This is a genomic window from Pseudogemmobacter faecipullorum, from assembly GCF_020539525.1.
Taxonomy (GTDB): domain Bacteria; phylum Pseudomonadota; class Alphaproteobacteria; order Rhodobacterales; family Rhodobacteraceae; genus Pseudogemmobacter; species Pseudogemmobacter faecipullorum.
The window spans coordinates 69585-95583 of the sequence record NZ_JACDXX010000015.1 but is presented as its reverse complement, the minus strand read 5'-3'; the positions used below and the strand labels follow the sequence as shown (position 1 = coordinate 95583).

Here is a 25999-nt window from a genome sequence, read left to right as displayed (position 1 = left end):
GGGTTTTGCTTATCTTGCTGTCGTGATCGACCTCTACTCCCGCCGCGTCGTCGGCTGGTCGATGCAAAGCAGACAAACTACCGACGTCGTGCTTCAGGCGCTCCTCATGGCCGTGTGGCGGCGCAAACCCAAAGCGAAGGTCCTGATCCATTCGGATCAGGGCAGCCAGTTCACAAGCATGGACTGGGGCGCATTCCTACGCGCTCACAATCTTGAACATTCCATGAGCCGCCGCGGAAACTGCCACGACAACGCGGTCGCCGAAAGCTTCTTCAACTTGCTCAAGCGCGAGCGCATCAGGCGCAAGACATACCGATCACGTGACGAGGCAAGGCAGGACGTGTTCGACTACATCGAGATGTTCTATAACCCCAAGCGAAAGCATGCGAGAAACGGCATGCTCTCACCAGTAGAGTTCGAACGCCGCCAGGCGATGACACACGAAGGTGTCTAAGAAACTCGGGGCTATTCAATGCGCTTCAACAGGCCGACAAGGATCATTGGCGACAGGCCAATTATCTGGTTCAGGTTTTGGCTATCTTGCTCAAAGATGCCCGTCTTATTGGCTTTATCAAGAACGAACAGGGCAATCCTGCCCATGGCGTTCCCCTGTTCAAGCAGGAAAGCGACGGCTGGGAACCGTGGCCGGAGGAGGTTCGTGTCGAGTTCGAGACGATCGCATCACCGCGGGCGCGTCTGGTCTACGAGCTGTGTATCGGCACCGGCCAGCGGATTGGGGACGTTCTGAAGTTCCGCTGGAATCACTTCACCGATAGCGCGTTCGACTTCACCCAGGGCAAGACCGACAAACCGATGTGGATTCCGCTGACCGACCGCCTGCGCAACTACCTGGCCACCGTTCCGAAGGAGGGCCTGACCATCGTCGTCGGATCAAAGGGGCAGCCGGCTCACTACCGCGTCGTCACCGATGTAATGCGGGCGCTGAAGGAACAGATGCAGCATCCTGATGCCAAGGACTATGTCACCCACGGCCTGAGGAAGAATGCGACCATCGAACTTTATTTGGCCGGCTGTGACGATGAAATGGTGAAGGCCGTGACAGGCCATTCGGGCGTCGAGATGCTGAAAAAATATGGGGGGATGGTCCGCCAGCGGGAGCTGGCAACCCGCGCTCAGGAGGCTCGGAACCGCGCAGAACGGAACAAGTCCGGAACGTGAAAGTTTCAACGGTTGTTTCAAACTTTCAACGCTCGAGGTCGCTACCCGCCTTAAGTCATTGAAAATTATGGAGGCGGGTACCGGAATCGAACCGGTCTTCACGGATTTGCAATCCGCTGCGTAACCTCTCCGCCAACCCGCCGTTGCCCTGAGGTGCACACCGATTAGCCCAAGGGCCGGGGCTTCGCAAGGGGGGCTGGCACTCTCATCTGCAACTTCCGTCACTTAGTTGAGACCCAGCCTCGCCCCTGCCCCCTGATCATGGCCTGCTCCGCGCCCGACAGAGCAGCGCATGGCCTCGTGCGCCTGCCCGCTGCCGCAAAAGCTCTCCTCACCCCGGATCCCCCTGCCAGGCCAGCCGCGCCGGGACCGTGGTATATCCCAGGGTCCCGCGCGCCCTCAGATACAGGAAATAACCCTGGCCTGCGGCCTTCCTGCAGGTTTTTCGCCAGCCTGCCCCATCCGGATCAGCGGCGAAAGAAAGCTGTTGTCTGGAGATCCCCCCCCCCGCATTTCACCCCCCGGCATTTCACCCCCCGGCATTTCACCCCTGGCCCTCACAACCCGGCGTTTTCACCCAGGTCCGGCCCGAGGCTGAACCCAGGGCGGGCCGCCTCTCTTCTGGACCCTGGCCCCGCTCTCTGACATATCTGTCCCCCTGATTGCGCGGGAGTGAAAGCCATGGGTTTCGGTAAGGGCCATCATCTGCATCTGATCGACGGATCGGCCTATATTTTCCGCGCCTATCACGCGCTGCCACCGCTGACACGGGCCGATGGCACGCCGGTCGGGGCGGTTTCGGGCTTTTCCAATATTCTCTGGACCGAGCTGACGCGCGAACGCGCCTCGGATGCCGCCACTCATATTGCGGTGATCTTCGACTATTCGTCGAAAACCTTCCGCAATCAGATTTATGAGGCCTATAAGGCCAATCGTCCGCCGCCGCCCGAGGATCTGAAACCGCAGTTCCCGCTGACGCGCGAGGCCACCCGGGCCTTTAACGTCGCCTGTATCGAGGTTGAGGGCTATGAGGCCGATGACATCATCGCCACCCTCGCGCGCCAGGCGGTCGAGGCCGGCGGCTCGGCCACGATCATTTCCTCGGATAAGGATCTGATGCAGCTGGTGCGACCGGGGATTGATATTCTCGAGCCGATGAAAAACCGCAAAATCGGCCCGGATGAAGTCTTCGAGAAATTCGGTGTCGGACCGGAGCGGGTGATCGATGTTCAGGCCCTGGCCGGAGATTCGGTCGATAACGTGCCCGGCGCGCCGGGGATCGGGCTGAAAACCGCGGCGCTTCTCATCAATGAATATGGCGATCTCGATCAGCTGCTTGAGCGCGCGGGCGAAATCAAACAGCCCAAACGCCGCCAGAGCCTGATCGACAATCGCGAGCAGATCCTGGTCTCGCGCCAGCTGGTCTCGCTCGATGACCAGACCCCGCTCGACATCAGCCTTGACGATCTTGAGGTGAAAAAACCCGAGCCTGAGGCGCTGCTGGGCTTTCTGACGAAGATGGAATTCCGCGGCCTCGCGCGGCGGGTGGCGGAACGGCTGAAGGTTGACGTGCCGGTGATCGAGGCAGCGAAGCCAGCTGCCCCGGCCTCTGCCGCCGAAACCCCGGCAGAGCCGCTGCGCCTGGGCTTTGATTACGACAGCTATGAGGCGGTGCATGATCTTGCCGCGCTCGACCGCTGGATCGCGCGGATCCATGAGGTTGGCCATGTCGCTTTCGACACCGAGACCACCTCGCTCGATGAGATGCAGGCCGAACTGGTCGGGATCTCGCTGGCCGTCGATCCGGGCAAGGCCTGCTATATTCCGCTCGGCCATAGCGAGGGCGGCGGGGACCTGTTCGGCGCGGCCCGCAAAGTTGAGGGGCAGCTGCCGCTGGAGGCGGTGCTGGCCAGGCTGAAGCCGGTTCTGGAAGATCCGGCGGTGCTGAAGATCGGCCAGAATATCAAATATGATCTGAAGATCATGGCGCGGCTCGGCATCCGGATCGCGCCGCTCGATGATACGATGCTGCTTTCATATGCACAGAATGCCGGGCGGCATAATCATGGCATGGATGAGCTTTCCGAGCTTTATCTCGGCCATAAGCCGCTGCCGATCAAAGAGCTGATCGGCGCGGGCAAGAGCCAGATCACCTTTGATCAGGTGAAGCTGGAGGATGCGGTGAAATATGCCGCCGAGGATGCTGATATCACTTTGCGGCTCTGGCAGGTGCTGAAGCCGAAACTGCATCTGAACCGGGTGACCACGGTCTATGAGACGCTCGAGCGGCCGCTGGTGCCGGTGCTGGCCGATATGGAAATGGCCGGGATCAGGGTCGACCGCGACACGCTTTCGCGCATGTCGAATGCTTTCGCGCAGAAACTGGCGCAATATGAGGATGAGATCCTTGAGATTGCCGGTGAGAAATTCAACCCGGGCTCGCCCAAACAGCTGGGCGAGGTTCTGTTTGACCGGCTCGGCGTGCCAGGCGGCGAAAAGGGCAAGACCGGCGCTTACGGCACCGGGGCCGATGTGCTTGAAGATATCACCACGCTCAAGGATGCCCATCCGCAGGGCGCGGCTCTGGCGGCAAAAATCCTCGACTGGCGGCAGATTTCCAAACTGAAATCGACCTATACCGATGCTTTGCAGCAGGCGATCAACCCCGAAACCGGGCGGGTCCATACCTCCTATTCGATCGCGGGGGCGACCACTGGCCGCCTCGCCTCGACCGATCCGAACCTGCAGAATATCCCGGTGCGCACCGAAGAGGGCCGCCGGATCCGCGAGGCCTTTGTCGCGCCTGAGGGCAAGGTTCTGGTCTCGCTCGACTACAGCCAGATCGAGCTGCGCATCCTCGCGCATATGGCGAATATACCGGCGCTGAAACAGGCCTTCCATGATGGCCATGACATTCATGCCATGACCGCCTCGGAAATGTTCGGGGTGCCGCTGGAGGGGATGGACCCGATGATCCGCCGCCAGGCCAAGGCGATCAACTTTGGCGTGATCTATGGCATTTCCGGCTTTGGCCTGGCGCGCAATCTGCGCATCCCGCGCGCCGAGGCCCAGGGGTTTATCGACCGCTATTTTGAGCGTTTCCCCGGCATCCGCAGCTATATGGATGACACCGTGGCCTTCGCCAAAGCCAATGGTTTTGTCAAAACCCTGTTTGGCCGGCGCATCAATACGCCCGAGATCAATGCAAAGGGTCCGGGGGCAGGTTTTGCCAAACGCGCCGCGATCAATGCCCCGATCCAGGGCACGGCGGCCGATGTGATCCGCCGGGCAATGATCCGGATGCCGGCCGCGATTGCCGGACTTGAGGCCCGGATGCTGCTGCAGGTGCATGACGAACTGCTGTTCGAAGTGCGCGAGGCCGATGCCGCCAGACTGATTGCCAGCGCGCGCGCGGTGATGGAGGCGGCGGCAGAGCCTGCGGTGAAGCTGGATGTGAAACTGGTCGCGGAAGCCGGTCAGGGCCGCAACTGGGCCGAGGCGCATTAAGCGCCTCTCCCGTGGCAGGGGAGCCCTCCCCTGCCCGGCGCGTGCGCCCCGCTCACATACCGTCGTCGCGGACCCGCACCAGGGTCCAGCAGGGCGATCTGGTGAAATACCAGGTCACCCTTTCGCCATTATCCGCGCCCCGGATCAGCACCGAGGCCGTTTCGGCCGCAGCGGTGATCTCCACGACATATCCCGTAGCTTCCGCTGATTTCAGCTCCGGCATCACCGGCCAGGCAATTTCGGAAAGCGGCATTTCGCGCGCGGTCAGCTCCTCGCTCGCCATCGCTTCCATATCCAGCAGTTCAAACATCACCGGATCGGCGGTTGCCGCTTCCTGCACCGCAATCTCGCGGCTGTAGCGGGCGATAAAGGGTTCAAAATCACCCTTCATACAGAAGGGATCGGCGGCCAGAGCCGGGGTAACGGCAAAAAGGCCCGAGAAAATCGTGGAAAGACAAAGGGCGCGCATCAGATTATCCTGCATTTTTGCCCCTCAGAAGGATGAGAGGGGCCGGGCAAGGATAACCAGGGCCTGTGGCCCTGGATAGTCAGGAAAGCCGCGCCCCGGTACCAAAGCCAGGGCGCGACCCGATCTCAGCCTCAGCTCTCAGCCTCAGCTCTCAGTGATCGCCTGTGGCATGAGCCCGGTCGATCTCAAAGCGCTTGTCGCAATAACCGCATTCGACAAAACCGGTCTCCTGCGGGATCGACAGCCAGACGCGGGGATGGCCAAGCGCCCCTTCTCCGCCGTCGCAGGCCACTTTCCACTGGGTGACAAGCTTGGTTTCCGGGGCTGGCAGGGTCATGGTCTGAGTCCTTGGTTGGGCTGGCACCGGGTCAAAAAACCGGCTTTACCTCATATTATCAGAGGTCGCCCCCGGGGCAAGGCACCGCCCCTGCGGCAGCGCGGCGAAAAATGCTTCCGGCCCTGCGGCAGGAACCGCCAGATGTTGACCGATAGGAATATCTGTTTATTAATGCGAATAATTTGACACTTAGCCGCATCCGCTCCACGAGGCAGAAAAAGATGTGCTCCGCTCTCTAAATACGGAAAAGTGTTAAAGAATATCCGCCTTCCCGGCGATTCGTGGTAGGTGGTCAGCTTAAGTGCCGACGGGAGGAACCATGGCATTCAGATCCGATATTGAGATCGCACGCGATGCGAAGAAGAAGCCGATCCAGGAGATTGGCGCGAAGCTGGGGATCCCCACCGAACATCTGCTGCCCTATGGCCATGACAAGGCCAAAGTGGGTCAGGAGTTCATCCGCTCGCTCGAGGGCAAGGCCGATGGCAAGCTGATCCTCGTCACCGCGATCAACCCGACCCCGGCCGGCGAGGGCAAGACCACCACCACCGTGGGTCTGGGCGATGGTCTGAACCGCATCGGCAAAAAAGCGGTGATCTGCATCCGCGAAGCCTCGCTCGGGCCGAATTTCGGCATGAAGGGTGGCGCAGCGGGCGGCGGCATGGCCCAGGTGGTGCCGATGGAGGAGATGAACCTTCATTTCACCGGCGATTTCCACGCCATCACCGCCGCGCATAACCTGCTGTCGGCGATGATCGATAACCATATCTACTGGGGCAATGAGCTCGAGATCGACCAGCGTCGTATCGCCTGGCGCCGGGTCATGGATATGAATGACCGCGCGCTGCGCGATGCGGTGGTCTCGCTCGGCGGCGTGTCGAACGGCTTCCCGCGCCAGACCGGCTTTGACATCACCGTCGCCTCGGAAGTCATGGCAATTCTCTGCCTTTCCAGAGACCTGGAAGATCTGCAAAAGCGCCTTGGCGATATTATCGTCGCCTATACCCGCGAGAAAAAGCCGGTCTATTGCCGCGATATCAAGGCCGATGGCGCGATGACCGTGCTGCTGAAAGACGCGATGCAGCCCAATCTCGTGCAGACGCTCGAGAACAATCCGGCCTTCGTCCATGGCGGCCCCTTCGCCAATATCGCGCATGGCTGCAACTCGGTGATCGCCACCCGCACCGCGCTGAAGCTCGGCGAATATGTGGTGACCGAAGCCGGTTTCGGCGCCGATCTCGGCGCGGAAAAGTTCTTTGATATCAAATGCCGTAAGGCAGGCCTCAAGCCTTCGGCCGCGGTGATCGTGGCCACGGTGCGGGCGATGAAGATGAATGGCGGCGTGGCCAAGGCCGATCTTGGCGCCGAGAATGTCGCCGCGGTGCAGAAGGGCTGTCCGAACCTTGGCCGCCATATCGCCAATGTGAAGGGCTTTGGCGTGCCGGTGGTGGTGGCGATTAACCACTTCTACTCGGATACCGATGCCGAGGTGGAGGCGGTCAAAGCCTATGTCGCCGAACAGGGCGCCGAGGCCATCCTGTGCAAACACTGGGCCAAAGGCTCGGAAGGCATTGAGGATCTGGCGAAAAAGGTCGTCGAACTGGCCGAGGGCGGCAAATCGAACTTTGCCCCGCTCTATCCTGATGAGATGGGCCTCTTTGCCAAGATCGAGACCATTGCCAGGCGGATTTACCATGCGGGCGATGTGATTGCCGATAAATCGGTGCGCGATCAGCTCAAGGCTTGGGAAGCTGCCGGCTACGGTAACCTGCCGGTCTGTATGGCAAAAACCCAGTACAGCTTCTCGACCGATCCGAACCTGCGCGGCGCGCCCGAAGGCCATACCATCCCGGTGCGCGAAGTGCGTCTCTCGGCCGGGGCCGGTTTCGTCGTCGCGATCTGCGGCGAGATCATGACCATGCCGGGCCTGCCCCGCGTGCCCGCCGCCGAGACCATCCGCCTCAATGAGGCAGGTCAGGTCGAAGGCCTGTTCTGAGCCTGTAAAAAAGGGCCCGGGGGGAGAGCCTCCCCCCGGATCCGGGCCGGCCTGAAGGCTGCAAGCTTGAGGGAAAGACGTGAAGAAAGGGTTTTCGCCGCCGCGCCCATGTCCTAGAGGAAGGGCAGCAGAAGCCGGAGGCAGAAAAATGCGCAGAGCCGAAGATTGTCGGACGATGGCTGAACTCAGAACAGAGATTGACCGGCTCGATGCAGAGCTGGTGGCGCTGTTTGCTGAACGCGCGGGCTATATTGACCGCGCCGCTGCGATCAAAGCCGGCGTCGATCTTCCGGCGCGCATCGAGACCCGGGTTGAGGAAGTTGTCGCGAATGTGCGCCAGCATGCCGCCAGCCATGGGTTGCCTCCTGATCTTATTGAGAAATTCTGGCGGCGTCTGATCGACTGGTCGATCGCACGCGAAGAAACCATCCTTGGCCCGGACAGTCTCCGGCAGCCCGGGGAGCCTAAATAGCAGCGCAAGCGCCGCACTGTTCTGCGGCATATCCAAAGCACAGAGGGTTACAGATGGCGGCTGAGACAAAAGCGAAAGTAATCGACGGCAAGGCCTTTGCTGAAAAAGTACGCGAGCAGGTCGCCGCCCATGTGGCGCGGCTTCAGGCCGAAAACGGCCTGACCCCCGGCCTCGCCGTGGTGCTGGTCGGCGAGGATCCGGCCTCGGCGGTCTATGTGAAGAACAAAGGCATTCAGACCAAAGCCTCGGGGATGAATTCCTATGAGCATAAGCTCGCCGCCGATACCTCTGAGGCGGATCTGCTGGCGCTGATCGACCGGCTGAATGCCGATCCTTCGGTACATGGCATCCTGGTTCAGCTGCCCCTGCCCGACCATCTGAATTCCGAGCTGGTGATCAACCGCATTGATCCGGCCAAAGATGTCGATGGGTTCCATATCTCGAACGTCGGCCTGCTCGGCACCGGGCAGAAATCGATGGTGCCCTGCACGCCGCTCGGCTGTCTGATGATGCTGCGCGATCACCATGGCAAGCTGGCCGGGCTGAATGCCGTGGTGGTGGGCCGCTCGAATATCGTCGGCAAGCCGATGGCCCAGTTGCTGCTGGGCGACAGCTGCACCGTGACCATCGCCCACAGCCGCACCAAAGACCTGGCCGAAGTCTGCCGCGGCGCCGATATCCTGGTCGCGGCTGTCGGCCGGCCTGAGATGATCACCGGCGATATGGTAAAGCCGGGTGCCACGGTGATTGATGTCGGCATCAACCGCATCGAGCGCGACGGCAAGGCAAAGCTGGTCGGCGATGTGCATTATGAGAGCGCCGCCGCCGTGGCCGGGGCCATCACCCCCGTGCCGGGCGGCGTCGGCCCGATGACCATCGCCTGCCTGCTGGCCAATACCCTGACCGCGGCCTGCCGCGCCAATGGCCTGGCTGAACCCGAAGGGCTGACGGCGTGAAAGATCATCGCCTGATCAATGGAAAGGAGGTGCAGCAGCGCCTCCTGACCGGGCTGCGCGCTGAGGTTGATGCCCTGGCTGCAACCTGCCCGGTGGGCAGGCTGGTCTCGATCTCGATCGGCCCCTCGCCGGAAGTGGCGGTCTATGTCCGCGGCCAGGCGCGCGGCGCTGTTGCCGCCGGCATCCCCTTTGACGAGCAGGTCTGGCCCGCCGATATCAGCCAGGAAGAGGCCAAGCGCCGGATCGTGGCGCTGAACGACAGCCGCGATGTGGCCGGCATCATCCTGCAGCGCCCGGTCCCCGCCCATATCCATGTGCGTTCGCTGCAATCGGCCATCCATCCGCTGAAAGACGTCGAAGGGATGAACCCGGCCTCGATCGGTAACATCGTCTATAATGACGTGGCACTCGCGCCCTGTACGGCGGCGGCGGCGGTTGAGCTGCTGCGCTCGACCGGGCTGGAGCTGAAGGGGCTGGAAGTGGTGATGATCGGCCATTCCGAGATTGTCGGAAAGCCCGTCGCCTTCCTGCTGATGGCCGAGGGCGCGACCGTGACCGTCTGTCACCATATGACCCGCAACCTCGCCATGCATTCGCGCCGGGCCGATGCGGTGGTGGTCGCGGTGGGCAAAGCCCATCTGATCGGCGCCGATATGATCAAGCCCGGCGCGGCGGTGATTGATATCGGCATCAACCAGGTCACTGATGCGGATGGAAAAACCCGCATCACCGGTGATGTCGATACCGAGGCGGTCAAAGAGGTCGCGGGCTGGATCACCCCGGTGCCAGGCGGTGTCGGCCCGGTGACCGTGGCGATCCTGATGCGAAATGCCCTCGCCGCGCACCGGCGGCAGATGGCTGCCGGCTGGCTGGATCACTGAGCAAAAACGGGCCCCGGGGTGAAATTCCCGGGCCCGCTGCTTTCTGATGATTGACTTGCGGATAAGCCTGATCAAGTATTCCCATCAGGAAATATAATTTCAGCTGACGCAAGAATGCGACGGGAGGCAGCTATGCTTGACCATGCTTATCCGACGGTCATCCCCGGACCGCCCCGGCCTGCCCGGACCATCCTGCCCCAGGGCCTGACTTTGCCGCGCGGCACCGAGCGCTACAGCATTGCCGGCACCGGAGCGCTGGTGGTGGCGGTCCGCAGCGGCGACCGGCTGCGTCTGGTCAATGATGAGGGCGGCCAGCCCGCGGAGGTCCTGGCGATCGGCAGCGACAGGCTGAGTGACCCTGCCCTGCTCGGGCTGAGTGCAGACAGCGATGGCGCGGGCCTGAAAGCCCTGCTGGCCAGCGGCAAGCCCAGCATGGCGCGGATCCGCAAAGCGCTGGAGGCCAGCGGCCTTGATCTCTCCGGGCTGCGCGCCAGCCGGTTTTTCGCCAGCGATAGCCCGGCGAAAACCACCGTCGAATTCACCGCCAGCCGTGATGGCCAGCTGGTCATTGCCGCGCCTGGCGGCGATATGGCCCCCGATGGTCAGGACACCGCCACGCCGCTGACGCTCTGGATCACCCGCGCTGATCCGATGGTGAAGCTGCGCTCGGAACTGCCCGACCCGCTGGCCGATCCTTTGCAGGATATCCGCATCCATTCCGCCACCGCCCAGGCCTATCTGGTCAAAGCCGGCGAATATCTGCAGATCCTCGATGTGGACGGCCGGCAATGCACCGATTTTCAGTGCTTCTCGGCGCGCAAACTCGACAAGGGGATCCAGAATCCACTGGATGTGACCGCCACCCGCTCGTTCATGGGCCATGCCTATCCGATGCCGGGGCTGCATGCCAAATATTATGACCAGGATTTCACCCCGCTGGTCGAGGTGATCCAGGATACCTGCGGCCGCCATGATGCCTTTGCCGCCGCCTGCTATGCCAAATATTACGACGATATCGGCTATCCGGGCCATGTGAACTGCACCGAGAATTTCAACGCAGCCCTTGCCGATCATGGCGTGGACCCGCGCGGCGCATGGATGGCGGCGAATTTCTTCTTCAACACCGGGGTCGATGATCACGGCGTGATGTTCGCCGATGAACCCTGGTCGCGGCCCGGTGATTATGTGCTGCTGCGCGCGATGACCGATATTGTCTGCGTCAGCTCGGCCTGCCCCGATGACACTTCGGCCGCCAATGGCTGGAACCCTACCGATATTCACATCCGCACCTATGCGGCCGATCAGAAATTCTCGCGCGCGGTGGCGATCCGTGCCACGCCAGATTCGGAGCCGAAGATGACCAAAGAGACCGGGTTCCATGACCGCATCTCGAACCTGACCCGTAACCTGGTGGAATATAAGGGCTACTGGCTGGCCAATAGCTTCTCGCAGGCCGGTGAAATTGAGGAATACCACGCCGCGCGGACCAAATCGGTGGTGATGGACCTCTCGGCTCTGCGCAAGTTTGAGATCACCGGCCCCGATGCCGAAGCGCTGATGCAATATACGCTGACCCGCGATGTGAAGAAACTGACCCCGGGCCAGATTGTCTATTCGGCCATGTGCTATCCGCATGGTGGCATGGTTGATGACGGCACGATCTTCCGCATGGGGCGCGATAATTTCCGCTGGGTCTGCGGTGATGATTATTGTGGCCCCTGGCTGCGCGAACAGGCCGAAAAAGCCGGGCTGAATGTGCTGATCCGCGATTCCACCGATCAGCTGCACAACCTTGCGGTTCAGGGTCCGGAAAGCCGTGAGCTGCTGAAAAAAGTCATCTGGACCCCGCCGCATCAGCCGACCATGGCCGAGCTGGGCTGGTTCCGTTTTACCGTCGGTCGCATCGGCCATGAACATGGCGTGCCGGTCGTGGTGTCGCGCACCGGCTATACCGGTGAGCTGGGCTATGAGGTCTGGTGCCATCCGAAACATGCGGGCGAGGTGTTTGACGCGATCTGGGAACAGGGCCCCGAACACGGGCTGAAACCCATGGGGCTGCTGGCTTTGGATATGCTGCGCATCGAGGCCGGGCTGATCTTTGCCGGCTATGATTTCTCGGATCAGACCGATCCGTTTGAGGCCGGGATCGGATTCACCGTGCCCTTGAAGGGCAAGACCGATGATTTCATCGGCCGCGATGCGCTGATCCGGCGCAAAGACCATCCGATGCATAAATTCGTCGGCCTCGATATCGACAGCTCGATCCCGGTGGGCCATGGCGATTGCATCCATATCGGCCGGGCGCAGATCGGTGTGGTCACCTCGGCCACCCGCTCGCCGATCCTGGGCAAAACCATCGCCCTCGCCCGCGTCGATGTCGCCCATGCCGAGCCCGGCACTGCGGTCGAGGTCGGCAAGCTCGACGGGCATCAGAAGCGCCTGCCCGCCACCATCGTGACGCTGTCGCATTATGATCCGAAAAAGACCCGGCCGCAGTCATGATGCTCAGCAGCTTTGAGCAGATTGGCGGCGAGGATATGCTGCGCCGCCTCGTGGACCGGTTCTATGATCTGATCGAGACCGATCCGCGCGGCAGACATCTGCTGCTGCTGCACCATCGCGGGCATGGCCTGGCCCATGCCCGTGAAGAACAGTTCAACTTTCTGGCCGGCTTCCTCGGCGGGCCGCGCTATTATGCTGAAAAATATGGGCATATGGATGTGAAACAGATCCATGCCCATGTGCCGATCCGCAGCGAGGATGCGGTGGACTGGCTGGCGCTGATGGATCAGGCTATCAGTGACTGCGCGATTTCAGATGAAAGCGCCGAAAGGATGCGCGCCGGGCTGCGCCGGGTGGCGATGATCCTGGTGAACACCACCGAACCCGGCTGAGCCGGAGCTCTGACACGCTTCCCCGGCCTGAGCCGGGGGCAAAGCTCAGCGCATTCACGCTCCCAGGATCAGGATCTGCACATCTGCAACATTGGTGCCGCTGGCGCCGGAGATCACCAGATCCCCCGAAGCCGCCAGCGCGGCGTAGCTGTCATTATTTGCCAGCAGCCGCTCCGGATCAGCCCCTGCCGCGCGCATCCGTGCCGCCGAGCCGCCATCGACCAGCCCGCCCGCCGCATCGGTCGGCCCGTCGCGGCCATCGGTGCCGCCCGAGAGAAACACCCAGTTCCGCCCGGCGAGCGCCTGCTCGCCCGCAAGCGCGACACGCAAAGCCAGTTCCTGATTGCGCCCGCCGCGGCCGTTGCCGCGCAGGGTGACGGTGGTCTCGCCGCCCCAGATCAGACAGCTGCCGGGGGCCGCGCTGTGCGCCGCGCGCAGGATCAGCTCTGCCGCATCCGCGACATCCCCGACCAGAGGATCTTCAGCAATTTCAGCAGGATAATCGCTGCCCGAGGCAATCGCCCCAAGGCTCTGCCGGTTCGATCCGATCAGCAGATTCTGCGTTTGGGGCAGGTTTTCCGCCTGGTCCTCCGGCGCGCAAAGATGTGCCCGGACCGAAGCGGGCAGCTCTGGCCAGATCCCCGCCTCTTCCAGCAGGCGCCGCGCCTCGGCACGATTGCCAAGCGGGGCGACGGTCGGGCCACTGGCGATGGTGCGCAGATCATCGCCGATCACATCCGACAGAATATAGCCGGTCAACGCGGAGGGAGCGGCCAGCCGCGCCATGCCACCGCCCTTAAGCTGCGACAGGCTCTGCCGGATCAGGTTCATCTTCGTGATCTCCAGCCCCCCTGCCAGCAACAGCTGATTGACCCGGGCTTTATCTTCCAGGCTCAGCCCTGCAGCCGGAGCAGGCAGCAAGGCAGAGCCCCCACCCGAAATCAGCGCGATCACCCGGTCAGCCGCCCCGGCGCCGCGCAAAGCCGCGCTCACCGCCTGGCCGGCCCGCAGACCATTGGCATCGGGCACCGGATGGCCCGAGGCAAACACTTCGGCCCCCGCTAAATCAGCAGCATTTTCATAATTGGTTACCACAATCACCCCGGCCCCGGGGCCGAGGTGTTTCAGGGCCTCGCCCGCCATTGCCATCGCCGCTTTGCCTAAAGCGATGACAATCTGGCGCCCGCCGGGATCGGCGGCGGGAAAAGGGCTGTGCTGCAAAGCGCGTGCCAGCGCCCGGGCCGGATCTGCGGCCTGAACCGCGCGTTCAAACCCTGCCAAAGCCTGCGCCCGCAGCGTCATTCCCTTTTCCCGCACCTTGCTTACCCCGCGATTTGTTTGGCTTTTTGCACCAGAACTTCGGCCTGACGGATTGAGGCATAGTCAATCAGCCGCCCGTCAAGCGAAACCGCGCCTTTGCCCGCCGCAGCCGCCTCGGCCATGGCTTCGAGGATACGGTTGGCGCGTTTCACTTCGGCCTCGGAGGGCGACATCACCTCATTTGCCAGACCAACCTGGCTGGGATGGATCGCCCATTTGCCTTCGCAGCCCAGCACTGCCGCACGCTTTGCCGCGGCGCGGTAGCCATCGGGATCCGAGAAATCACCAAAGGGCCCATCGACCGGACGCAGGCCATTGGCCCGCGCCGCGACCACCATACGCGCCAGCGCATAATGCCACATATCGCCCCAGTGCACGGCGCGGCTGCCATCTTCCAGCGGGTCAGTCAGCACCGAATAATCGGGGTTAACGCCGCCGATATTCGTGGTGCGCGCCCGGGTCGAGGCGGCGTAATCGGCCACCCCGAAATGCAGGCTCTCATTGCGCTTCGAGGCCCCGGCAATCTCGGTCACATTCTGCATCCCGAGCGCGGTCTCGATGATATGCTCAAAGCCGATGCGCTTTTTATAGCCCATCGCATCCTCGATCTGGGTAACCAGCATATCGATGGCATAGACATCTGCGGCGGTGCCAACTTTGGGGATCATGATCAGATCAAGACGGCCGCCGGACTGCTCGACCACGTCGACAACATCGCGATACATGTAATGGGTATCGAGCCCGTTGATTCGCACGGACATGGTTTTTTTGCCCCAGTCCATCTCATTCAGGGCCTTGATAATGTTCTTACGGGCCTGGGCTTTATCATCCGGAGCCACCGCATCTTCGAGGTCCAGGAAGACCACATCTGCATCAGATTGTGCAGCTTTTTCAAAAAGTTGCGGCTGACTGCCCGGAACCGCCAACTCGCTGCGGTTCAAGCGTGCCGGGGCCTGTTCGATCACATGAAAACTCATAACTTTCCTCCTCCTCAGGATTGTGCTGATCTGCCCCTATGCCGGAAATAAAATTACTTTACTGTCAAGAATTATTATTTCTGTGACGTAAAATTCAGCCCGCCTGCTCGCCGGGATCCCGCCCGATCCGGGCCGAATAAAAGAAGGCAATCGCCTGAGCCCGGCTCTGCACCCCCAGCTTTTCATAGAGATTCGACAGGTGGAATTTGACGGTATTGGCCGAGATGCCGAATTCGGCGGCTAGGTCATTATTGGTCATGCCTTTCGACAAAGCCTCGAGCAGAGCCCGCTCGCGCCGGGTCAGCTGCTGGATCGGATCGGCCTGCAGATCGCGCACGTCGAGGAAGGGGAAAACCATCTGGCCATTGGCCACGGCAAGGCAGGTATCGACCAGCTTATCGACCGAGGTTGAGCGCGCCACGAATCCCGCCGCCCCCGCCACCATCGCCTTGCGCGGCAACTCGCCGCGCTGGTCATCGCCATAGACGATCAGCCGGGGCGCAGCCGGCTGATCGCGCAGCACCTCGATCAGCTTCTGGCCGCCAAGCGCCGGAATGCGCCAGTCGATAATCCCCAGGCTGACCGGCACCCGCATCACCGCGCCGAGGAAGCCCTCGGCGGTGGCAGTGGTGGCCACCAGAGAGAATCGCGGATCACGGTCAAAGATCTCGGACATCGCGCCCAGCACCAGCGGATTGCTGTCCGCCAGCGCGAGTGAGATCTGTTTCGGCACCTGGCTAAGGCTTTGCATTTACTTTCCTTCCGCAACGATACCCACCCATTTGGGTAGGTGAATTCTCGGTATACAACCGCATATCAACCCAAGTTGGCAGGAAATTTCCTACCCAAAATTATACCCAAAAGCAGGAGTTAGTTCCGTTGTGGAACTTTCAGCTACTGTGTTTGCTGAGGTCAATGATTAATCTTGGCAGCCCGGAAATCAGGCCGCCCGACATCTGGGAGGAATGTCATGCAAGGAACCAGAGGCCTGTTTGTGCCCGGCCCGACCAATGTGCCCGAAGCGATTCGCAAAGCTTTGGACGTCCCGATGGAGGATCACCGCTCCCCCGATGTGCCCGGCCTCGTGCTGCCGCTGTTTCAGGATCTGAAGAAGGTTTTCCGCACCGAGACCGGCCAGGTCTTCCTGTTCCCCGCCACCGGCACCGGCGGCTGGGAAGCTTCGATCACCAATACGCTCTCGCCGGGCGATAAGGTTCTGGCACCGCGCTTTGGCCAGTTCAGCCTGCTCTGGGTCGATCTGTGCCAGCGCATGGGCCTCGATGTTGAGGTGCTCGAATGCGACTGGGGCACCGGCGTGCCGCTCGACGCTGTCGCCGCCCGGCTGGAGGCCGACAAAAAGCACGAGATCAAAGCCATCCTCGCCTGCCATAATGAAACCGCGACCGGCGTGACCAGCGATATCGGCGGGCTGCGCCGGGTGATGGATGCGGCCGACCATCCGGCCATGCTCTATGTCGATGGCATTTCCTCGATCGGTTCGCTGGAATTCCACATGGAGGACTGGGGCGTCGATCTGGCGGTCGCCGGTTCGCAAAAGGGCTTTATGATGCCGGCCGGCCTCGCGCTGATCGGGGTCAGTCAGAAGGCGCTCGAGGCCTCGAAAACTGCGGGCCTGCGCCGGTGCTACTTTGATTTCAAAGACATGATCGCCACCAATGCCACCGGCTATTTCCCCTATACCCCACCGATGCATATGCTGCACGGGCTGCGCGCCTCGCTGAACCGGATCGAGGCCGAGGGGCTGGAAAACATCTGGGCCCGCCACCGTTTCCTCGCCGAAGGCGTGCGCCGTGCGATTTCGGCCTGGAATATGACGCTCTGTGCGCGGGAGCCGAAATGGTATTCCGACACTGTCAGCGCCATCGTCGTGCCGGAAGGCCATGATGCGCGCAAAGTCATCGCCCGCGCCTATGAGCGCTATGGCCTGTCGCTCGGCGCCGGTCTCTCGGTGGTGGCGGGCAAAGTCTTCCGCATCGGCCATCTGGGCGATCTGAATGAGCTGATGCTGATGAGCGCGCTTGGCATCACCGAAATGGCGATGCGCGACAGCGGTCTGCCGGTCGAGGCCGGTGCAGGTGTCGCAGCTGCCGGGGAATTCTGGCGCCAGAGCAACAGCCGCTCCATGGCCCTGGCCGCGGAATAAGCCTTCTGGCGTCCCGGCCCGGGGAGAGGGGCCGGGACGCGCCACAGAAACCAGAACCGGTCAGGGAGGGCCGCGCATGGACATTCATGAATATCAGGCAAAAGAGATTTTGCAGAAATTTGGCGTCGCCATCCCGGATGGCGCGCTGGCCTATAGCCCCGAACAGGCCGCCTATCGCGCCCGTGAAATGGGCGGATCACGCTGGATCGTCAAAGCCCAGGTCCATGCCGGTGGCCGCGGCAAGGCCGGTGGCGTTAAGGTCTGCAGCTCGGAACACGAAATCCAGGACGCGACCAATGCCTTGTTCGGCCGTCGCCTCGTCACCCATCAGACCGGCGCCGAAGGCAAAGGCATCTACCGCATCTATGTCGAGGCAGCGGTGCCGTTTGAGCGCGAAATTTACCTTGGTTTCGTGCTCGACCGTTCCTCGCAGCGGGTGATGATCGTCGCCTCTTCCGAGGGCGGCATGGAGATCGAGGAAATCTCGGCGCAGAAGCCGGAAAGCATCGTGCGCTCAACCGTTGAGCCGGCGGTGGGGCTGCAGGAATTCCAGGCCCGCGAGATCGCTTTCGCGCTGAACATCCCCAATGACATGATCCAGCAGATGGTGCGCACCCTGCTTGGCTGTTACCGCGCCTTTACCGAGCTTGATGCGACCATGGTCGAGATCAACCCGCTGGTGCTGACCACCGACCGCCGCATTCTGGCGCTCGACGCGAAAATGACCTTTGACAGCAATGCTTTATTCCGCCACCCCCATGTGGCCGAGCTGCGCGACAAGAGCCAGGAAGACCCGCGCGAAAGCCGCGCCGCCGACCGTGGCCTGTCCTATATCGGGCTGAACGGCAATATCGGCTGTATCGTCAACGGCGCCGGTCTGGCCATGGCCACTATGGATACGATCAAACTGGCCGGGGGAGAGCCTGCGAACTTCCTCGATATCGGTGGCGGGGCGACGCCTGAGCGCGTGGCCAAGGCCTTCCGCCTCGTCAATTCGGATGAGAATGTGCAGGCGATCCTTGTGAATATTTTCGCTGGCATTAACCGTTGTGACTGGGTGGCCGAGGGCGTGGTGCAGGCGCTGCAGGCCAATCCGGTGGACGTGCCGGTCGTGGTGCGCCTGGCCGGAACCAATGTCGATGAGGGGCTGAAAATTCTTGCAAAAAGCGGGCTTCCGATCATCCGCGCCACCTCTCTGATGGAGGCGGCCGAGCGCGCGGTCTCGGCCTGGAGCCATGACAAGACCCAGAACACCCGGATGAGGATCGTGAAATGAGCATTTTTCTGGATCGCAATACCCCCGTCATCATCCAGGGCATCACCGGCCGGATGGCGCAGTTTCACGCCAAGGAAATGCTCGATTATGGCACCCGTCTGGTCGGCGGTGTCGTGCCGGGCAAAAAGGGCGAGAGCGTCCATGGCGTGCCGGTTTTTGACACGGTAAAACAAGCGGTTGAAGCCACCGGCGCCGAGGCCAGCCTCGTTTTTGTTCCGCCGCCCTTCGCCGCTGACAGCATTATGGAGGCCGCCGATGGCGGGATCCGCTACTGCGTCTGCATCACCGACGGCATTCCGGCCCAGGATATGATCCGCGTCAAACGCTATATGATGCGTTATCCGAAAGAGCGCCGCATGGTGCTGACCGGCCCGAACTGCGCCGGCACGATCTCGCCCGGCAAATCGCTGGTCGGCATTATGCCCGGCCATATTTACCTGCCCGGCCCGGTCGGCATCGTCGGGCGCTCGGGGACGCTGGGCTATGAGGCGGCGCAGCAGCTGAAAGATCGCGGCATCGGCATCTCGACCTCGGTCGGCATCGGCGGTGACCCGATCAACGGCTCTAGCTTCCGCGATATTCTCGAGCAGTTCGAGAATGACCCCGAGACCGAAATCGTCTGCCTGATCGGTGAAATCGGCGGGCCGCAGGAAGCGGAAGCGGCTGATTACATTCAAAATCACATGACGAAGCCAGTCGTTGCCTATATCGCCGGTCTGACCGCCCCGAAAGGCCGCACCATGGGCCATGCCGGGGCGATCATCTCGGCCTTTGGCGAAAGCGCCAGCGAGAAGGTCGAGATCCTGTCTGCGGCGGGCGTCACCGTCGCCGAAAATCCTTCGGTCATTGGCGAGACCATCGCCCGTGTCCTGAAAGCTGCCTGATCAGAGGGAGGCCGGAATGGCTGCGAAACCCAGAGTTCTTGTCACCCGTCGCTGGCCCGAAGCGGTCGAGACGAAGATGTCCGAGGTCTTTGATCTCCAGCTCAATCAGGCCGATAAACCCCTCGGCATCGCGGAATTCCGCGATGCCTTTCAGGGCTTTGATGCGGTCCTGCCGACAGTGACCGACAAGCTGCCCGCCGAGGCCTTTGGCGATGGCCGCGCGCGGGTGAAAATCCTTGCCAATTATGGCGTTGGCTTTTCCCATATCGATACCAGCGCCGCCAAAGAACGCGGCATTCTGGTGACCAATACGCCGGATGTTCTGTCCGAATGCACCGCCGATATCGCCATGACGCTGATGCTGATGGCGGCGCGCCGCGCGGGAGAAGGTGAGCGTGAGCTGCGCGCAGGCCGCTGGACCGGCTGGCGCCCCACCCATCTGATCGGCACCAAAGTTTCGGGCGCGAGCCTCGGCATCATCGGTTTTGGCCGGATCGGTCAGGCCATGGCACAGCGGGCGCATCATGGATTTGGCATGAAAATCCTGGTGCAGAACCGCTCTGCCATCGCGCCGGAAGTGCTGGCGCGCTATAATGCCACCCAGGTCGGCAGCATCGAAGAACTGCTGCCGCAATGCGATTTCGTCTCGCTGCACTGCCCCGGCGGCGCGGCAAACCGCCATCTGATCAATGCGCAGCGCCTCGATCTGATGCGGCCGGGCGCCTATCTGATCAATACCGCCCGTGGTGAGGTGGTAGATGAACAGGCCCTCGCCCGGGCTTTGTGGTATGGCACGATCGGCGGCGCCGGGCTCGATGTCTTTGAGCGCGAGCCGCAGATCCCGACCGAGCTGATGAATGCCGACAATCTGGTAATGCTGCCGCATCTGGGCAGTGCGACCCGCGAAACCCGCGAGGCTATGGGATTCAGGGTGTTTGAAAACCTCCGTGATTATTTTGAGGGCCGCGCTCCGCGCGACAGGGTCGCATGATGCAACAGCTGCTGGCCGAAAGATTTGTGGAGGCCGAGCCCCTTTCGGGGCGCGGCGGCGATGAGAGCGATGCGGCGCGCCTGCGCGCCTTGCTGTTTGATCTGCTGCGCGACGTGGTCAGCCGCCGCGCCGCGAAAGTCGCCGAATGGCTGACAACCGAAGCTGCCGGTCCAATTCCCGAAGGGCCCGAAGCCACACCCTATCTGCAGGCTCTTAACATATGGTTTCAGCTGCAGCGCATTGCCGAAGAAAATGCGGCAATGCGTCAGCGGCGCCGGGTTGAGGCCGAAGACGGGCCGGAACAGGTGCAGGGCTCGCTCGCCTGCGCCTTTGCCGATCTGCGCGATCACGGCCTCTCGCCTGCCGAGATCGATGATGCAGTGTCGCGGCTGAACCTTGTGCCGACGATGACCGCCCATCCGACCGAGGCCAAACGCGTCACGATTCTCGAGATTCACCGCCGCATCTATCGCCGCCTCGTCGAGCTGGAAACCGAGCGCTGGACCCCGCGCGAACGAAACCGCCTGCATGAGGCATTGCGCGGCGAAATCGATCTGCTCTGGCTGACCGGCGAATTGCGGCTCGAACGCCCCAGCCTCGCCGATGAAATCGCCTGGGGGCTGCAGTTCTTCCGCAACAGCCTGTTCGACGCCGTGCCACAATTATTCGAGCGCTTCAGCGAGGCCCGCGGCCCCGCCCTGCCCGAACTGGCGCGCCCCTGCCTGCGCTTTCACTCCTGGATCGGCGGTGACCGCGACGGAAATCCGAATGTCACGGCAGAAATCACGGAATTTGCAGTAAAATCGGGCCAGGACGCGGCCCTCGCCTGCCATATTGATGGCTTGCAGACCGCGGTTCAGCGGCTGAGCATCTCCTGCCGGATCGCCAGCCTGCCGGAAGAGGCACGGGTGGCGCTGAACCAGGTGGTTGCAGGCTCTGGCGCCGCCGCGGCACTTCAGTCGCGTAATCCCAATGAAGTGTTTCGCCAGGCGCTGTCGGCGGTACTGTTGCGGCTGCAGGCCAGCCGCGAAGCCGGTGCCGCGGCCTATGCTGGCCCGCGCGAATTTGTCATCGATCTCGCGCGGATCGAAACCGCTTTGCTGGCGATCGGGGCCGAGGATCTGGCACGGCAATATCTGCGCCCGCTGCGCTGGCGCGCCGAGGTCTTCGGCTTCCGCACTGCGGCGCTCGACATCCGGCAAAACTCGACGGTGCTGAATGCGGTGCTTGAGGAAATCTGGCATTTCCAGGGGCTTAGCATCGCAACCGGCACAGCGGCGGCGGCAAAACTGATCCGCGATGCCCTGGCCGATCCCGCGACCACCAGCATTGAGGCGCAGAGCCTTTCGCCCCAGGCCCAGGATCTGCTCGCCTTGCTGCGGCTGATCCGCAGCCGTGGTGCCGATCCCGAAGCTTTTGGCCCCTTCATCGTCTCGATGACGCGCTCGGCCGAGGATATTCTCGCGGTCTATCTTCTGGCGATCTATGCCGCCGGGCGCTGCGAAAGCCTGCCCTCGCTGTCAGTCGTACCGCTGTTTGAAACCATCGAGGATCTGCGCGCCGGGCCGGATATCATTGCTAACCTACTGGAAAACAGCAGTTATCTGGCGGCAGTTCGCGAAAAGCGCGGCTCGGTTGAGGTGATGCTCGGCTATTCCGATTCGGGCAAGGATGGCGGTTTCTTCTGCTCGACATGGGAGCTGCACCGGGCGCAGCGCCGCCTGAGTGCAACGCTTGCCGCGCGTGGCCTGCGCCCGGCCTTCTTCCACGGCCGCGGCGGTTCCGCCAGCCGGGGCGGCGCACCAACCGGGCGCGCCATTGCCGCCCAGCCCGAGGGCACGGTGGATGGCCAGCTGAAACTGACCGAACAGGGCGAAGTGGTTTCGGCTAAATATGCCAATCGCGGCACCGCCCTCCACAATATGGAGCTGCTCGCGGCGGCAGTTCTGGAACATACCGCGCTTTCGACCCGGCTCAGCCGCAACCGCTCGCCCGAAGATGACGAGGCGATGGAAGCGCTGTCAGGCATGTCACAGGCGGCCTGGTCCGGGCTGGTGAACAGCCCCGGCTTCGTGCGTTATTTCCAGCAGGCCAGCCCGGTGGATGAGCTATCGGCGCTGAAACTGGGCTCGCGCCCGGCACGGCGGCATGGCGCCCAAAGCCTGGCCGATCTGCGCGCCATCCCTTGGGTTTTTGCCTGGTCGCAGAACCGGCATATGCTGACCGGCTGGTATGGGGTTGGTACGGCGATTGCCGATTTTCTGAAGGTGCGCGGCGCGGCGGGTGAACAGCGGCTGCGCACGATGTTCGGCAGCTCGGCGGTGTTTCGCATGCTGATCGATGAGGTGGAAAAGTCGCTTTATCAGGCAGATATGCCGATTGCGGCGGGATATGCGGCGCTGGTGGCGGATCGCGAGGCCGGCGAGCGGATCTATGCAAAAATCCGCGATGAATATGAACAAAGCCGCAAAGCCGTGCTGCTGATCACCGGTCAGACCAGCCTCGCCAGCCGCTTCCCGCAGTTCCAGCGCCGGTTTGAACGGCTGCGTCCGCATCTGGCGCGCAGCAATGCACTGCAGATCGCCCTGCTGCGTCAGGCCCGCAATGAGACGAAACCCGGGGTCAGCCATGTGCCGCTGCTGCAGTCCATGAACTGCATCGCCGCCGGTCTTGGCTGGACGGGCTGAGCCCGCGAATGGCCGGACACCCTATCTGATATCGAAGAATAGCATCGGGTTACCCGGCCAGGCTGCTGGCCGCGCTATGCCCCCAGGATCCATGAAGGAGCAGATGATGAACACCCGTCCCGAGACCTCAGGTTTCACGACCGCCGGATTTTTCACCGAAAGCCTTTCCTCGCGTGACCCCGAGCTTTTCGGCGCGGTGCGCGCGGAACTTGGCCGTCAGCGTGAAGAGATTGAGCTGATCGCTTCGGAAAACATCGTCTCGCTGGCGGTGCTGGAGGCCCAGGGCTCGGTTCTGACCAATAAATATGCCGAAGGCTATCCGGGCAAACGCTATTACGGCGGCTGCCAGTATGTTGATATTGCCGAGACCCTGGCGATTGAGCGCGCCAAAGAGCTGTTTGGCTGCAAATTCGCCAATGTGCAGCCCAATTCCGGCAGCCAGATGAACCAGGCGGTGTTCCTCGCCCTGCTGCAGCCGGGCGATACTTTCATGGGGCTCGATCTGAATTCGGGCGGCCATCTGACCCATGGCTCGCCGGTGAATATGTCGGGCAAATGGTTCAACGTCATTTCCTATGGCGTGCGCCAGCAGGATCAGATGCTTGATATGGACGAGGTCCGCGCCAAAGCGCTGGAGCATCGCCCGAAGCTGATCCTCGCAGGCGGCACGGCCTATAGCCGTGAATGGGACTGGGCTGCCTTCCGGGCGATTGCTGATGAAATCGGGGCCTATCTCCATGTTGATATGGCGCATATCGCCGGTCTGGTCGCAGGTGGCGTGCATGCCTCGCCGCTGCCGCATGCCCATGTGGTGACCACCACCACCCATAAGAGCCTGCGTGGCCCGCGTGGGGGGATGATCCTCACCAATGATGAAGATATCGCTAAGAAAATGAATTCGGCGGTCTTCCCCGGCCTGCAGGGCGGTCCGCTGATGCATGTGATCGCCGCCAAGGCGGTGGCTTTCGGCGAGGCTCTGCGCCCCGAATTCAAAGCCTATGCGGATCAGGTGAAGAAAAACGCCGCCGCCATGGCGGATGAGCTGATGAAGGGCGGCATCGATATCGTTTCGGGCGGCACGGATAACCATCTCTGCCTCGCCGATCTGCGCCCGAAAAAGGTGACCGGCAAGGCGGCCGAGGCCGCGCTTGGCCGCGCCCATATCACCTGCAATAAAAACGGCGTGCCGTTTGACCCGGAAAAGCCGTTTGTCACCTCGGGCATCCGCCTCGGCGCCCCGGCCGGCACCACCCGCGGCTTTGGCGAGGAGGAATTCCGCCAGATCGCGCGCTGGATTGTTGAGGTGGTCGATGGCCTTGCCGCCAGTGGCGATGCGGGCAATGCCGCGGTTGAGGCGAAAGTGAAGGCCGAAGTCGAAGCGCTCTGCGCCCGCTTCCCGATGTATCCGACCCTCTGAGACCTTTCAGGATCGAACATCCAGACACCAAAAGCGCCGGGCACTGCCCCGGCGCTTTTCATTTACAGGGTAATGCCTTTCGGGCTCAGAGCCTGCCGCGCCAGTAGAGGAAGGCCAGAAAGCCGCCCCCGGTGACCAGAAGCGCGAAAGCGATCGAGGCCAGACGCGGGAAAGCATCCCTGCCCGCGCCGGCCCGGGGGCCAAGATAGCGCAGGCAGATATCGTAATCGCGGGCAATCGCGCCTTCATCGAGGCGCGCATGCAGCTTCGGGTTCTGCGTCATCTCGGCCGCCTGCCCCAGCGCCCGCGCCGCCCGGCGCACCCGGCGTGGCAGACGCCGCCCACAGGAGCGCAGCCTGGCCTCGAAGCTGCTTCCCCGCGCGCCCAGCCGCTCGGTCATAAGCCCCTCAACCCGTTCTGCCATCTGGCGGATTGTGACTGCGCTCATCGCTGTGACCCGATCATAAAATTCGTCATAATCAGGTAAAATATATCGGCAAACTCTCAGCAGCCGACAACCACTCTGGCCGGGTACAATCGGTTTCGCTATGGAAACACGCATGCTTGCAACACTTCGCCACCCCGCCACCACCCCTGTCTCGCCCGCGCTGCCGCCGCTGGTGATTGCGCATGGCCTTTACGGCTCGGCGCGCAACTGGAATGTGATCGCACGCCGCCTCGCCGATCAGCGCGATGTGGTGGCGGTTGATATGCGCAATCACGGCGAAAGTCCGCGCGCCGACAGCCAGAGCTATGCCGATATGGCGGCGGATCTGGCCGAAGTCATCCAGCGGCTCGGGCAGCCGGTCGATCTGCTCGGCCATTCGATGGGCGGCAAGGCGGCAATGCAGCTGGCGCTGACCCAGGGGGATCTGCTGCGCCGTCTGGTGGTCGCCGATATCGCCCCGGTCGCCTATTCGCATGATCAGAGCCATTATGCCAAGGCGATGCAGGCGCTGGATCTGCATGACCTCGGCTCACGTGGCGAGGCCGACCGGCGCCTCACCGCGCTGATCGATGATCCGGCCCTGCGCGCTTTTTTCCTGCAAAGCCTTGATCTGAAAGCCGAATCTGGGCCGCGCTGGCGGCTGAACCTGCCGGTTCTGGAGGCAGAAATGGCAAAAATCGTCGGCTGGCCCGGGACCCGGGGCCATTTCAGCGGCCCGGCTTTGTTCCTGACCGGCGCGCTGAGCCCATATGTGCGCCCCGAGCACCGCGACGAGATCCAGGCCCGCTTCCCGGCGGCACGATTTGCCAGGCTCGCCGGTGCCGGGCACTGGCTGCATGCCGATAAGCCACGCGAATTCGAAGAAACCATCCGGGTGTTCCTGAACAGCTGAGCGCGGCGAGGCCGGGCTCTGTCCCTGCCCCCGCCGTCCGGGCGAGAGCTTTGCTGCGCTGTATCTTTGGCCAGATAGCTTCACAAAGTCTGAACATCGCGCTTTCAGCCGCAGATTCCCCCCGCCCACCGCATCGGGACCGGGCCTGGGATAGATCCGCCCCGCTTCCTCCGGGCCAGCCGCCACAGCAACAGCCCTGCCTCAACAAAGTTGACAGGGCACATTGGAACGTTCCATGATCTATTGGAACGG

The 25999-nt window shown here is 62.3% G+C and carries 22 protein-coding genes and 1 tRNA gene; 16 read left to right on the top strand and 7 right to left on the bottom strand.

Translation table 11 applies throughout. The annotated features are described in order from the left end of the window. On the top strand, positions 1-454 hold a 454-nt coding region (locus tag H0485_RS15530; RefSeq protein WP_226936863.1), incomplete at its 5' end, for an IS3 family transposase. An 86-nt stretch (positions 455-540) separates the two neighbouring features. Further along, positions 541-1179, top strand: a complete 639-nt coding sequence (locus H0485_RS15525) for a tyrosine-type recombinase/integrase (protein ID WP_226936862.1) — start codon at positions 541-543, stop codon at positions 1177-1179. Between the two features lie 68 nt (positions 1180-1247). On the opposite strand, the gene H0485_RS15520 is transcribed toward H0485_RS15525, so the two are convergent. Beyond that, positions 1248-1321 (bottom strand) — tRNA-Cys (locus H0485_RS15520). 539 nt (positions 1322-1860) lie between these two features. On the opposite strand from H0485_RS15520, the gene polA reads away from it, so the two are divergent. Continuing rightward, the gene (gene polA, locus H0485_RS15515) at positions 1861-4686 is read left to right on the top strand and encodes a DNA polymerase I (protein ID WP_226936861.1); all 2826 of its coding nucleotides are present in this window, start codon (positions 1861-1863) and stop codon (positions 4684-4686) included. Positions 4687-4738: 52 nt separating this feature from the next. Here the strand turns inward: polA and H0485_RS15510 are convergent, their stop codons facing one another. Next, complete coding sequence (locus H0485_RS15510) at positions 4739-5170, bottom strand: hypothetical protein (protein WP_226936860.1); 432 nt, start codon at positions 5168-5170, stop codon at positions 4739-4741. Positions 5171-5306: 136 nt separating this feature from the next. Beyond that, complete coding sequence (locus tag H0485_RS15505; RefSeq protein ID WP_226936859.1) at positions 5307-5492, bottom strand: zinc-finger domain-containing protein; 186 nt, start codon at positions 5490-5492, stop codon at positions 5307-5309. Between the two features lie 319 nt (positions 5493-5811). Here H0485_RS15505 and H0485_RS15500 point away from each other — a divergent pair, with 319 nt between their 5' ends. The 6 genes from H0485_RS15500 to H0485_RS15475 all read left to right on the top strand — a co-directional run bounded on the left by H0485_RS15500 (position 5812) and on the right by H0485_RS15475 (position 12691). Further along, positions 5812-7488 (top strand): formate--tetrahydrofolate ligase, encoded by a 1677-nt coding sequence (locus H0485_RS15500; RefSeq protein ID WP_226936858.1) that lies wholly within the window; start codon positions 5812-5814, stop codon positions 7486-7488. 148 nt (positions 7489-7636) lie between these two features. Beyond that, entirely contained in the window at positions 7637-7960 is a 324-nt protein-coding gene (locus tag H0485_RS15495; protein WP_226936857.1) for a chorismate mutase, read from the top strand. A gap of 53 nt (positions 7961-8013) precedes the next feature. Further along, the gene (folD, locus tag H0485_RS15490; RefSeq protein WP_226936856.1) at positions 8014-8916 is read left to right on the top strand and encodes a bifunctional methylenetetrahydrofolate dehydrogenase/methenyltetrahydrofolate cyclohydrolase FolD; all 903 of its coding nucleotides are present in this window, start codon (positions 8014-8016) and stop codon (positions 8914-8916) included. Beyond that, positions 8913-9797 carry a bifunctional 5,10-methylenetetrahydrofolate dehydrogenase/5,10-methenyltetrahydrofolate cyclohydrolase gene (locus H0485_RS15485; RefSeq protein ID WP_226936855.1) on the top strand — a complete coding sequence of 295 codons (885 nt, stop codon included), beginning with the start codon at positions 8913-8915 and terminating at the stop codon, positions 9795-9797. Before folD ends, H0485_RS15485 begins: the two co-directional genes overlap by 4 nt. A 132-nt stretch (positions 9798-9929) precedes the next feature. Then, positions 9930-12299, top strand: coding sequence for a trimethylamine N-oxide demethylase (locus tag H0485_RS15480; protein ID WP_226936854.1), 2370 nt, complete (start codon positions 9930-9932; stop codon positions 12297-12299). Then, entirely contained in the window at positions 12296-12691 is a 396-nt protein-coding gene (locus H0485_RS15475) for a globin domain-containing protein (protein ID WP_354002454.1), read from the top strand. The genes H0485_RS15480 and H0485_RS15475 overlap by 4 nt, the downstream gene beginning before the upstream one ends. Positions 12692-12745: 54 nt before the next feature. Here H0485_RS15475 and H0485_RS15470 read toward each other — a convergent pair whose 3' ends face one another. The 3 genes from H0485_RS15470 to H0485_RS15460 form a co-directional block, all read right to left on the bottom strand. After that, positions 12746-13993 (bottom strand): glycerate kinase type-2 family protein, encoded by a 1248-nt coding sequence (locus H0485_RS15470; protein WP_226936853.1) that lies wholly within the window; start codon positions 13991-13993, stop codon positions 12746-12748. A gap of 20 nt (positions 13994-14013) precedes the next feature. Continuing rightward, a complete protein-coding gene (locus H0485_RS15465) occupies positions 14014-14988 on the bottom strand; it encodes an HpcH/HpaI aldolase/citrate lyase family protein (protein WP_226936852.1) in 975 nt (324 codons plus the stop codon). A 94-nt stretch (positions 14989-15082) separates the two neighbouring features. Further along, on the bottom strand, positions 15083-15739 hold the full coding sequence (locus H0485_RS15460) for a response regulator transcription factor (protein WP_226936851.1): 657 nt from the start codon (positions 15737-15739) through the stop codon (positions 15083-15085). Positions 15740-15958: 219 nt separating this feature from the next. Here H0485_RS15460 and H0485_RS15455 point away from each other — a divergent pair, with 219 nt between their 5' ends. The 6 genes from H0485_RS15455 (at position 15959) to glyA (ending at position 24407) form a co-directional block, all read left to right on the top strand. Continuing rightward, positions 15959-17152: an aminotransferase class V-fold PLP-dependent enzyme gene (locus H0485_RS15455; RefSeq protein WP_226936850.1), complete on the top strand. Its 1194-nt coding sequence runs from the start codon at positions 15959-15961 to the stop codon at positions 17150-17152. A gap of 76 nt (positions 17153-17228) precedes the next feature. Then, positions 17229-18428 carry a malate--CoA ligase subunit beta gene (locus tag H0485_RS15450; protein WP_226936849.1) on the top strand — a complete coding sequence of 400 codons (1200 nt, stop codon included), beginning with the start codon at positions 17229-17231 and terminating at the stop codon, positions 18426-18428. After that, positions 18425-19312: a succinate--CoA ligase subunit alpha gene (gene sucD, locus H0485_RS15445; protein WP_226936848.1), complete on the top strand. Its 888-nt coding sequence runs from the start codon at positions 18425-18427 to the stop codon at positions 19310-19312. The genes H0485_RS15450 and sucD overlap by 4 nt, the downstream gene beginning before the upstream one ends. A 16-nt stretch (positions 19313-19328) precedes the next feature. Beyond that, complete coding sequence (locus H0485_RS15440) at positions 19329-20303, top strand: 2-hydroxyacid dehydrogenase (protein WP_226936847.1); 975 nt, start codon at positions 19329-19331, stop codon at positions 20301-20303. Next, complete coding sequence (locus H0485_RS15435) at positions 20300-22990, top strand: phosphoenolpyruvate carboxylase (protein WP_226936846.1); 2691 nt, start codon at positions 20300-20302, stop codon at positions 22988-22990. The genes H0485_RS15440 and H0485_RS15435 overlap by 4 nt, the downstream gene beginning before the upstream one ends. 103 nt (positions 22991-23093) lie before the next feature. Further along, the gene (glyA, locus tag H0485_RS15430; RefSeq protein ID WP_290427258.1) at positions 23094-24407 is read left to right on the top strand and encodes a serine hydroxymethyltransferase; all 1314 of its coding nucleotides are present in this window, start codon (positions 23094-23096) and stop codon (positions 24405-24407) included. Positions 24408-24492: 85 nt separating this feature from the next. Here glyA and H0485_RS15425 read toward each other — a convergent pair whose 3' ends face one another. Further along, positions 24493-24855 (bottom strand): hypothetical protein, encoded by a 363-nt coding sequence (locus H0485_RS15425; protein ID WP_226936845.1) that lies wholly within the window; start codon positions 24853-24855, stop codon positions 24493-24495. 112 nt (positions 24856-24967) lie between these two features. On the opposite strand from H0485_RS15425, the gene H0485_RS15420 reads away from it, so the two are divergent. Beyond that, positions 24968-25747, top strand: coding sequence for an alpha/beta fold hydrolase (locus H0485_RS15420; RefSeq protein ID WP_226936844.1), 780 nt, complete (start codon positions 24968-24970; stop codon positions 25745-25747). Positions 25748-25999: the final 252 nt, after the last annotated feature.

Excerpts from the sequence above, each read along its gene's own strand:
- sucD (WP_226936848.1), top strand. The coding sequence starts at position 18,425 with ATGAGCATTTTTCTGGATCGCAATACCCCCGTCATCATCCAGGGCATC.
- H0485_RS15420 (WP_226936844.1), top strand. The coding sequence starts at position 24,968 with ATGCTTGCAACACTTCGCCACCCCGCCACCACCCCTGTCTCGCCCGCG.
- H0485_RS15450 (WP_226936849.1), top strand. The coding sequence starts at position 17,229 with ATGGACATTCATGAATATCAGGCAAAAGAGATTTTGCAGAAATTTGGC.
- H0485_RS15495 (WP_226936857.1), top strand. The coding sequence starts at position 7,637 with ATGCGCAGAGCCGAAGATTGTCGGACGATGGCTGAACTCAGAACAGAG.
- H0485_RS15425 (WP_226936845.1), bottom strand. The coding sequence starts at position 24,855 with ATGAGCGCAGTCACAATCCGCCAGATGGCAGAACGGGTTGAGGGGCTT.
- H0485_RS15465 (WP_226936852.1), bottom strand. The coding sequence starts at position 14,988 with ATGAGTTTTCATGTGATCGAACAGGCCCCGGCACGCTTGAACCGCAGC.
- polA (WP_226936861.1), top strand. The coding sequence starts at position 1,861 with ATGGGTTTCGGTAAGGGCCATCATCTGCATCTGATCGACGGATCGGCC.
- H0485_RS15470 (WP_226936853.1), bottom strand. The coding sequence starts at position 13,993 with ATGACGCTGCGGGCGCAGGCTTTGGCAGGGTTTGAACGCGCGGTTCAG.
- folD (WP_226936856.1), top strand. The coding sequence starts at position 8,014 with ATGGCGGCTGAGACAAAAGCGAAAGTAATCGACGGCAAGGCCTTTGCT.
- H0485_RS15480 (WP_226936854.1), top strand. The coding sequence starts at position 9,930 with ATGCTTGACCATGCTTATCCGACGGTCATCCCCGGACCGCCCCGGCCT.
- H0485_RS15460 (WP_226936851.1), bottom strand. The coding sequence starts at position 15,739 with ATGCAAAGCCTTAGCCAGGTGCCGAAACAGATCTCACTCGCGCTGGCG.
- H0485_RS15440 (WP_226936847.1), top strand. The coding sequence starts at position 19,329 with ATGGCTGCGAAACCCAGAGTTCTTGTCACCCGTCGCTGGCCCGAAGCG.
- H0485_RS15435 (WP_226936846.1), top strand. The coding sequence starts at position 20,300 with ATGATGCAACAGCTGCTGGCCGAAAGATTTGTGGAGGCCGAGCCCCTT.
- H0485_RS15505 (WP_226936859.1), bottom strand. The coding sequence starts at position 5,492 with ATGACCCTGCCAGCCCCGGAAACCAAGCTTGTCACCCAGTGGAAAGTG.
- H0485_RS15475 (WP_354002454.1), top strand. The coding sequence starts at position 12,296 with ATGATGCTCAGCAGCTTTGAGCAGATTGGCGGCGAGGATATGCTGCGC.
- H0485_RS15455 (WP_226936850.1), top strand. The coding sequence starts at position 15,959 with ATGCAAGGAACCAGAGGCCTGTTTGTGCCCGGCCCGACCAATGTGCCC.
- glyA (WP_290427258.1), top strand. The coding sequence starts at position 23,094 with ATGATGAACACCCGTCCCGAGACCTCAGGTTTCACGACCGCCGGATTT.
- H0485_RS15510 (WP_226936860.1), bottom strand. The coding sequence starts at position 5,170 with ATGCAGGATAATCTGATGCGCGCCCTTTGTCTTTCCACGATTTTCTCG.
- H0485_RS15500 (WP_226936858.1), top strand. The coding sequence starts at position 5,812 with ATGGCATTCAGATCCGATATTGAGATCGCACGCGATGCGAAGAAGAAG.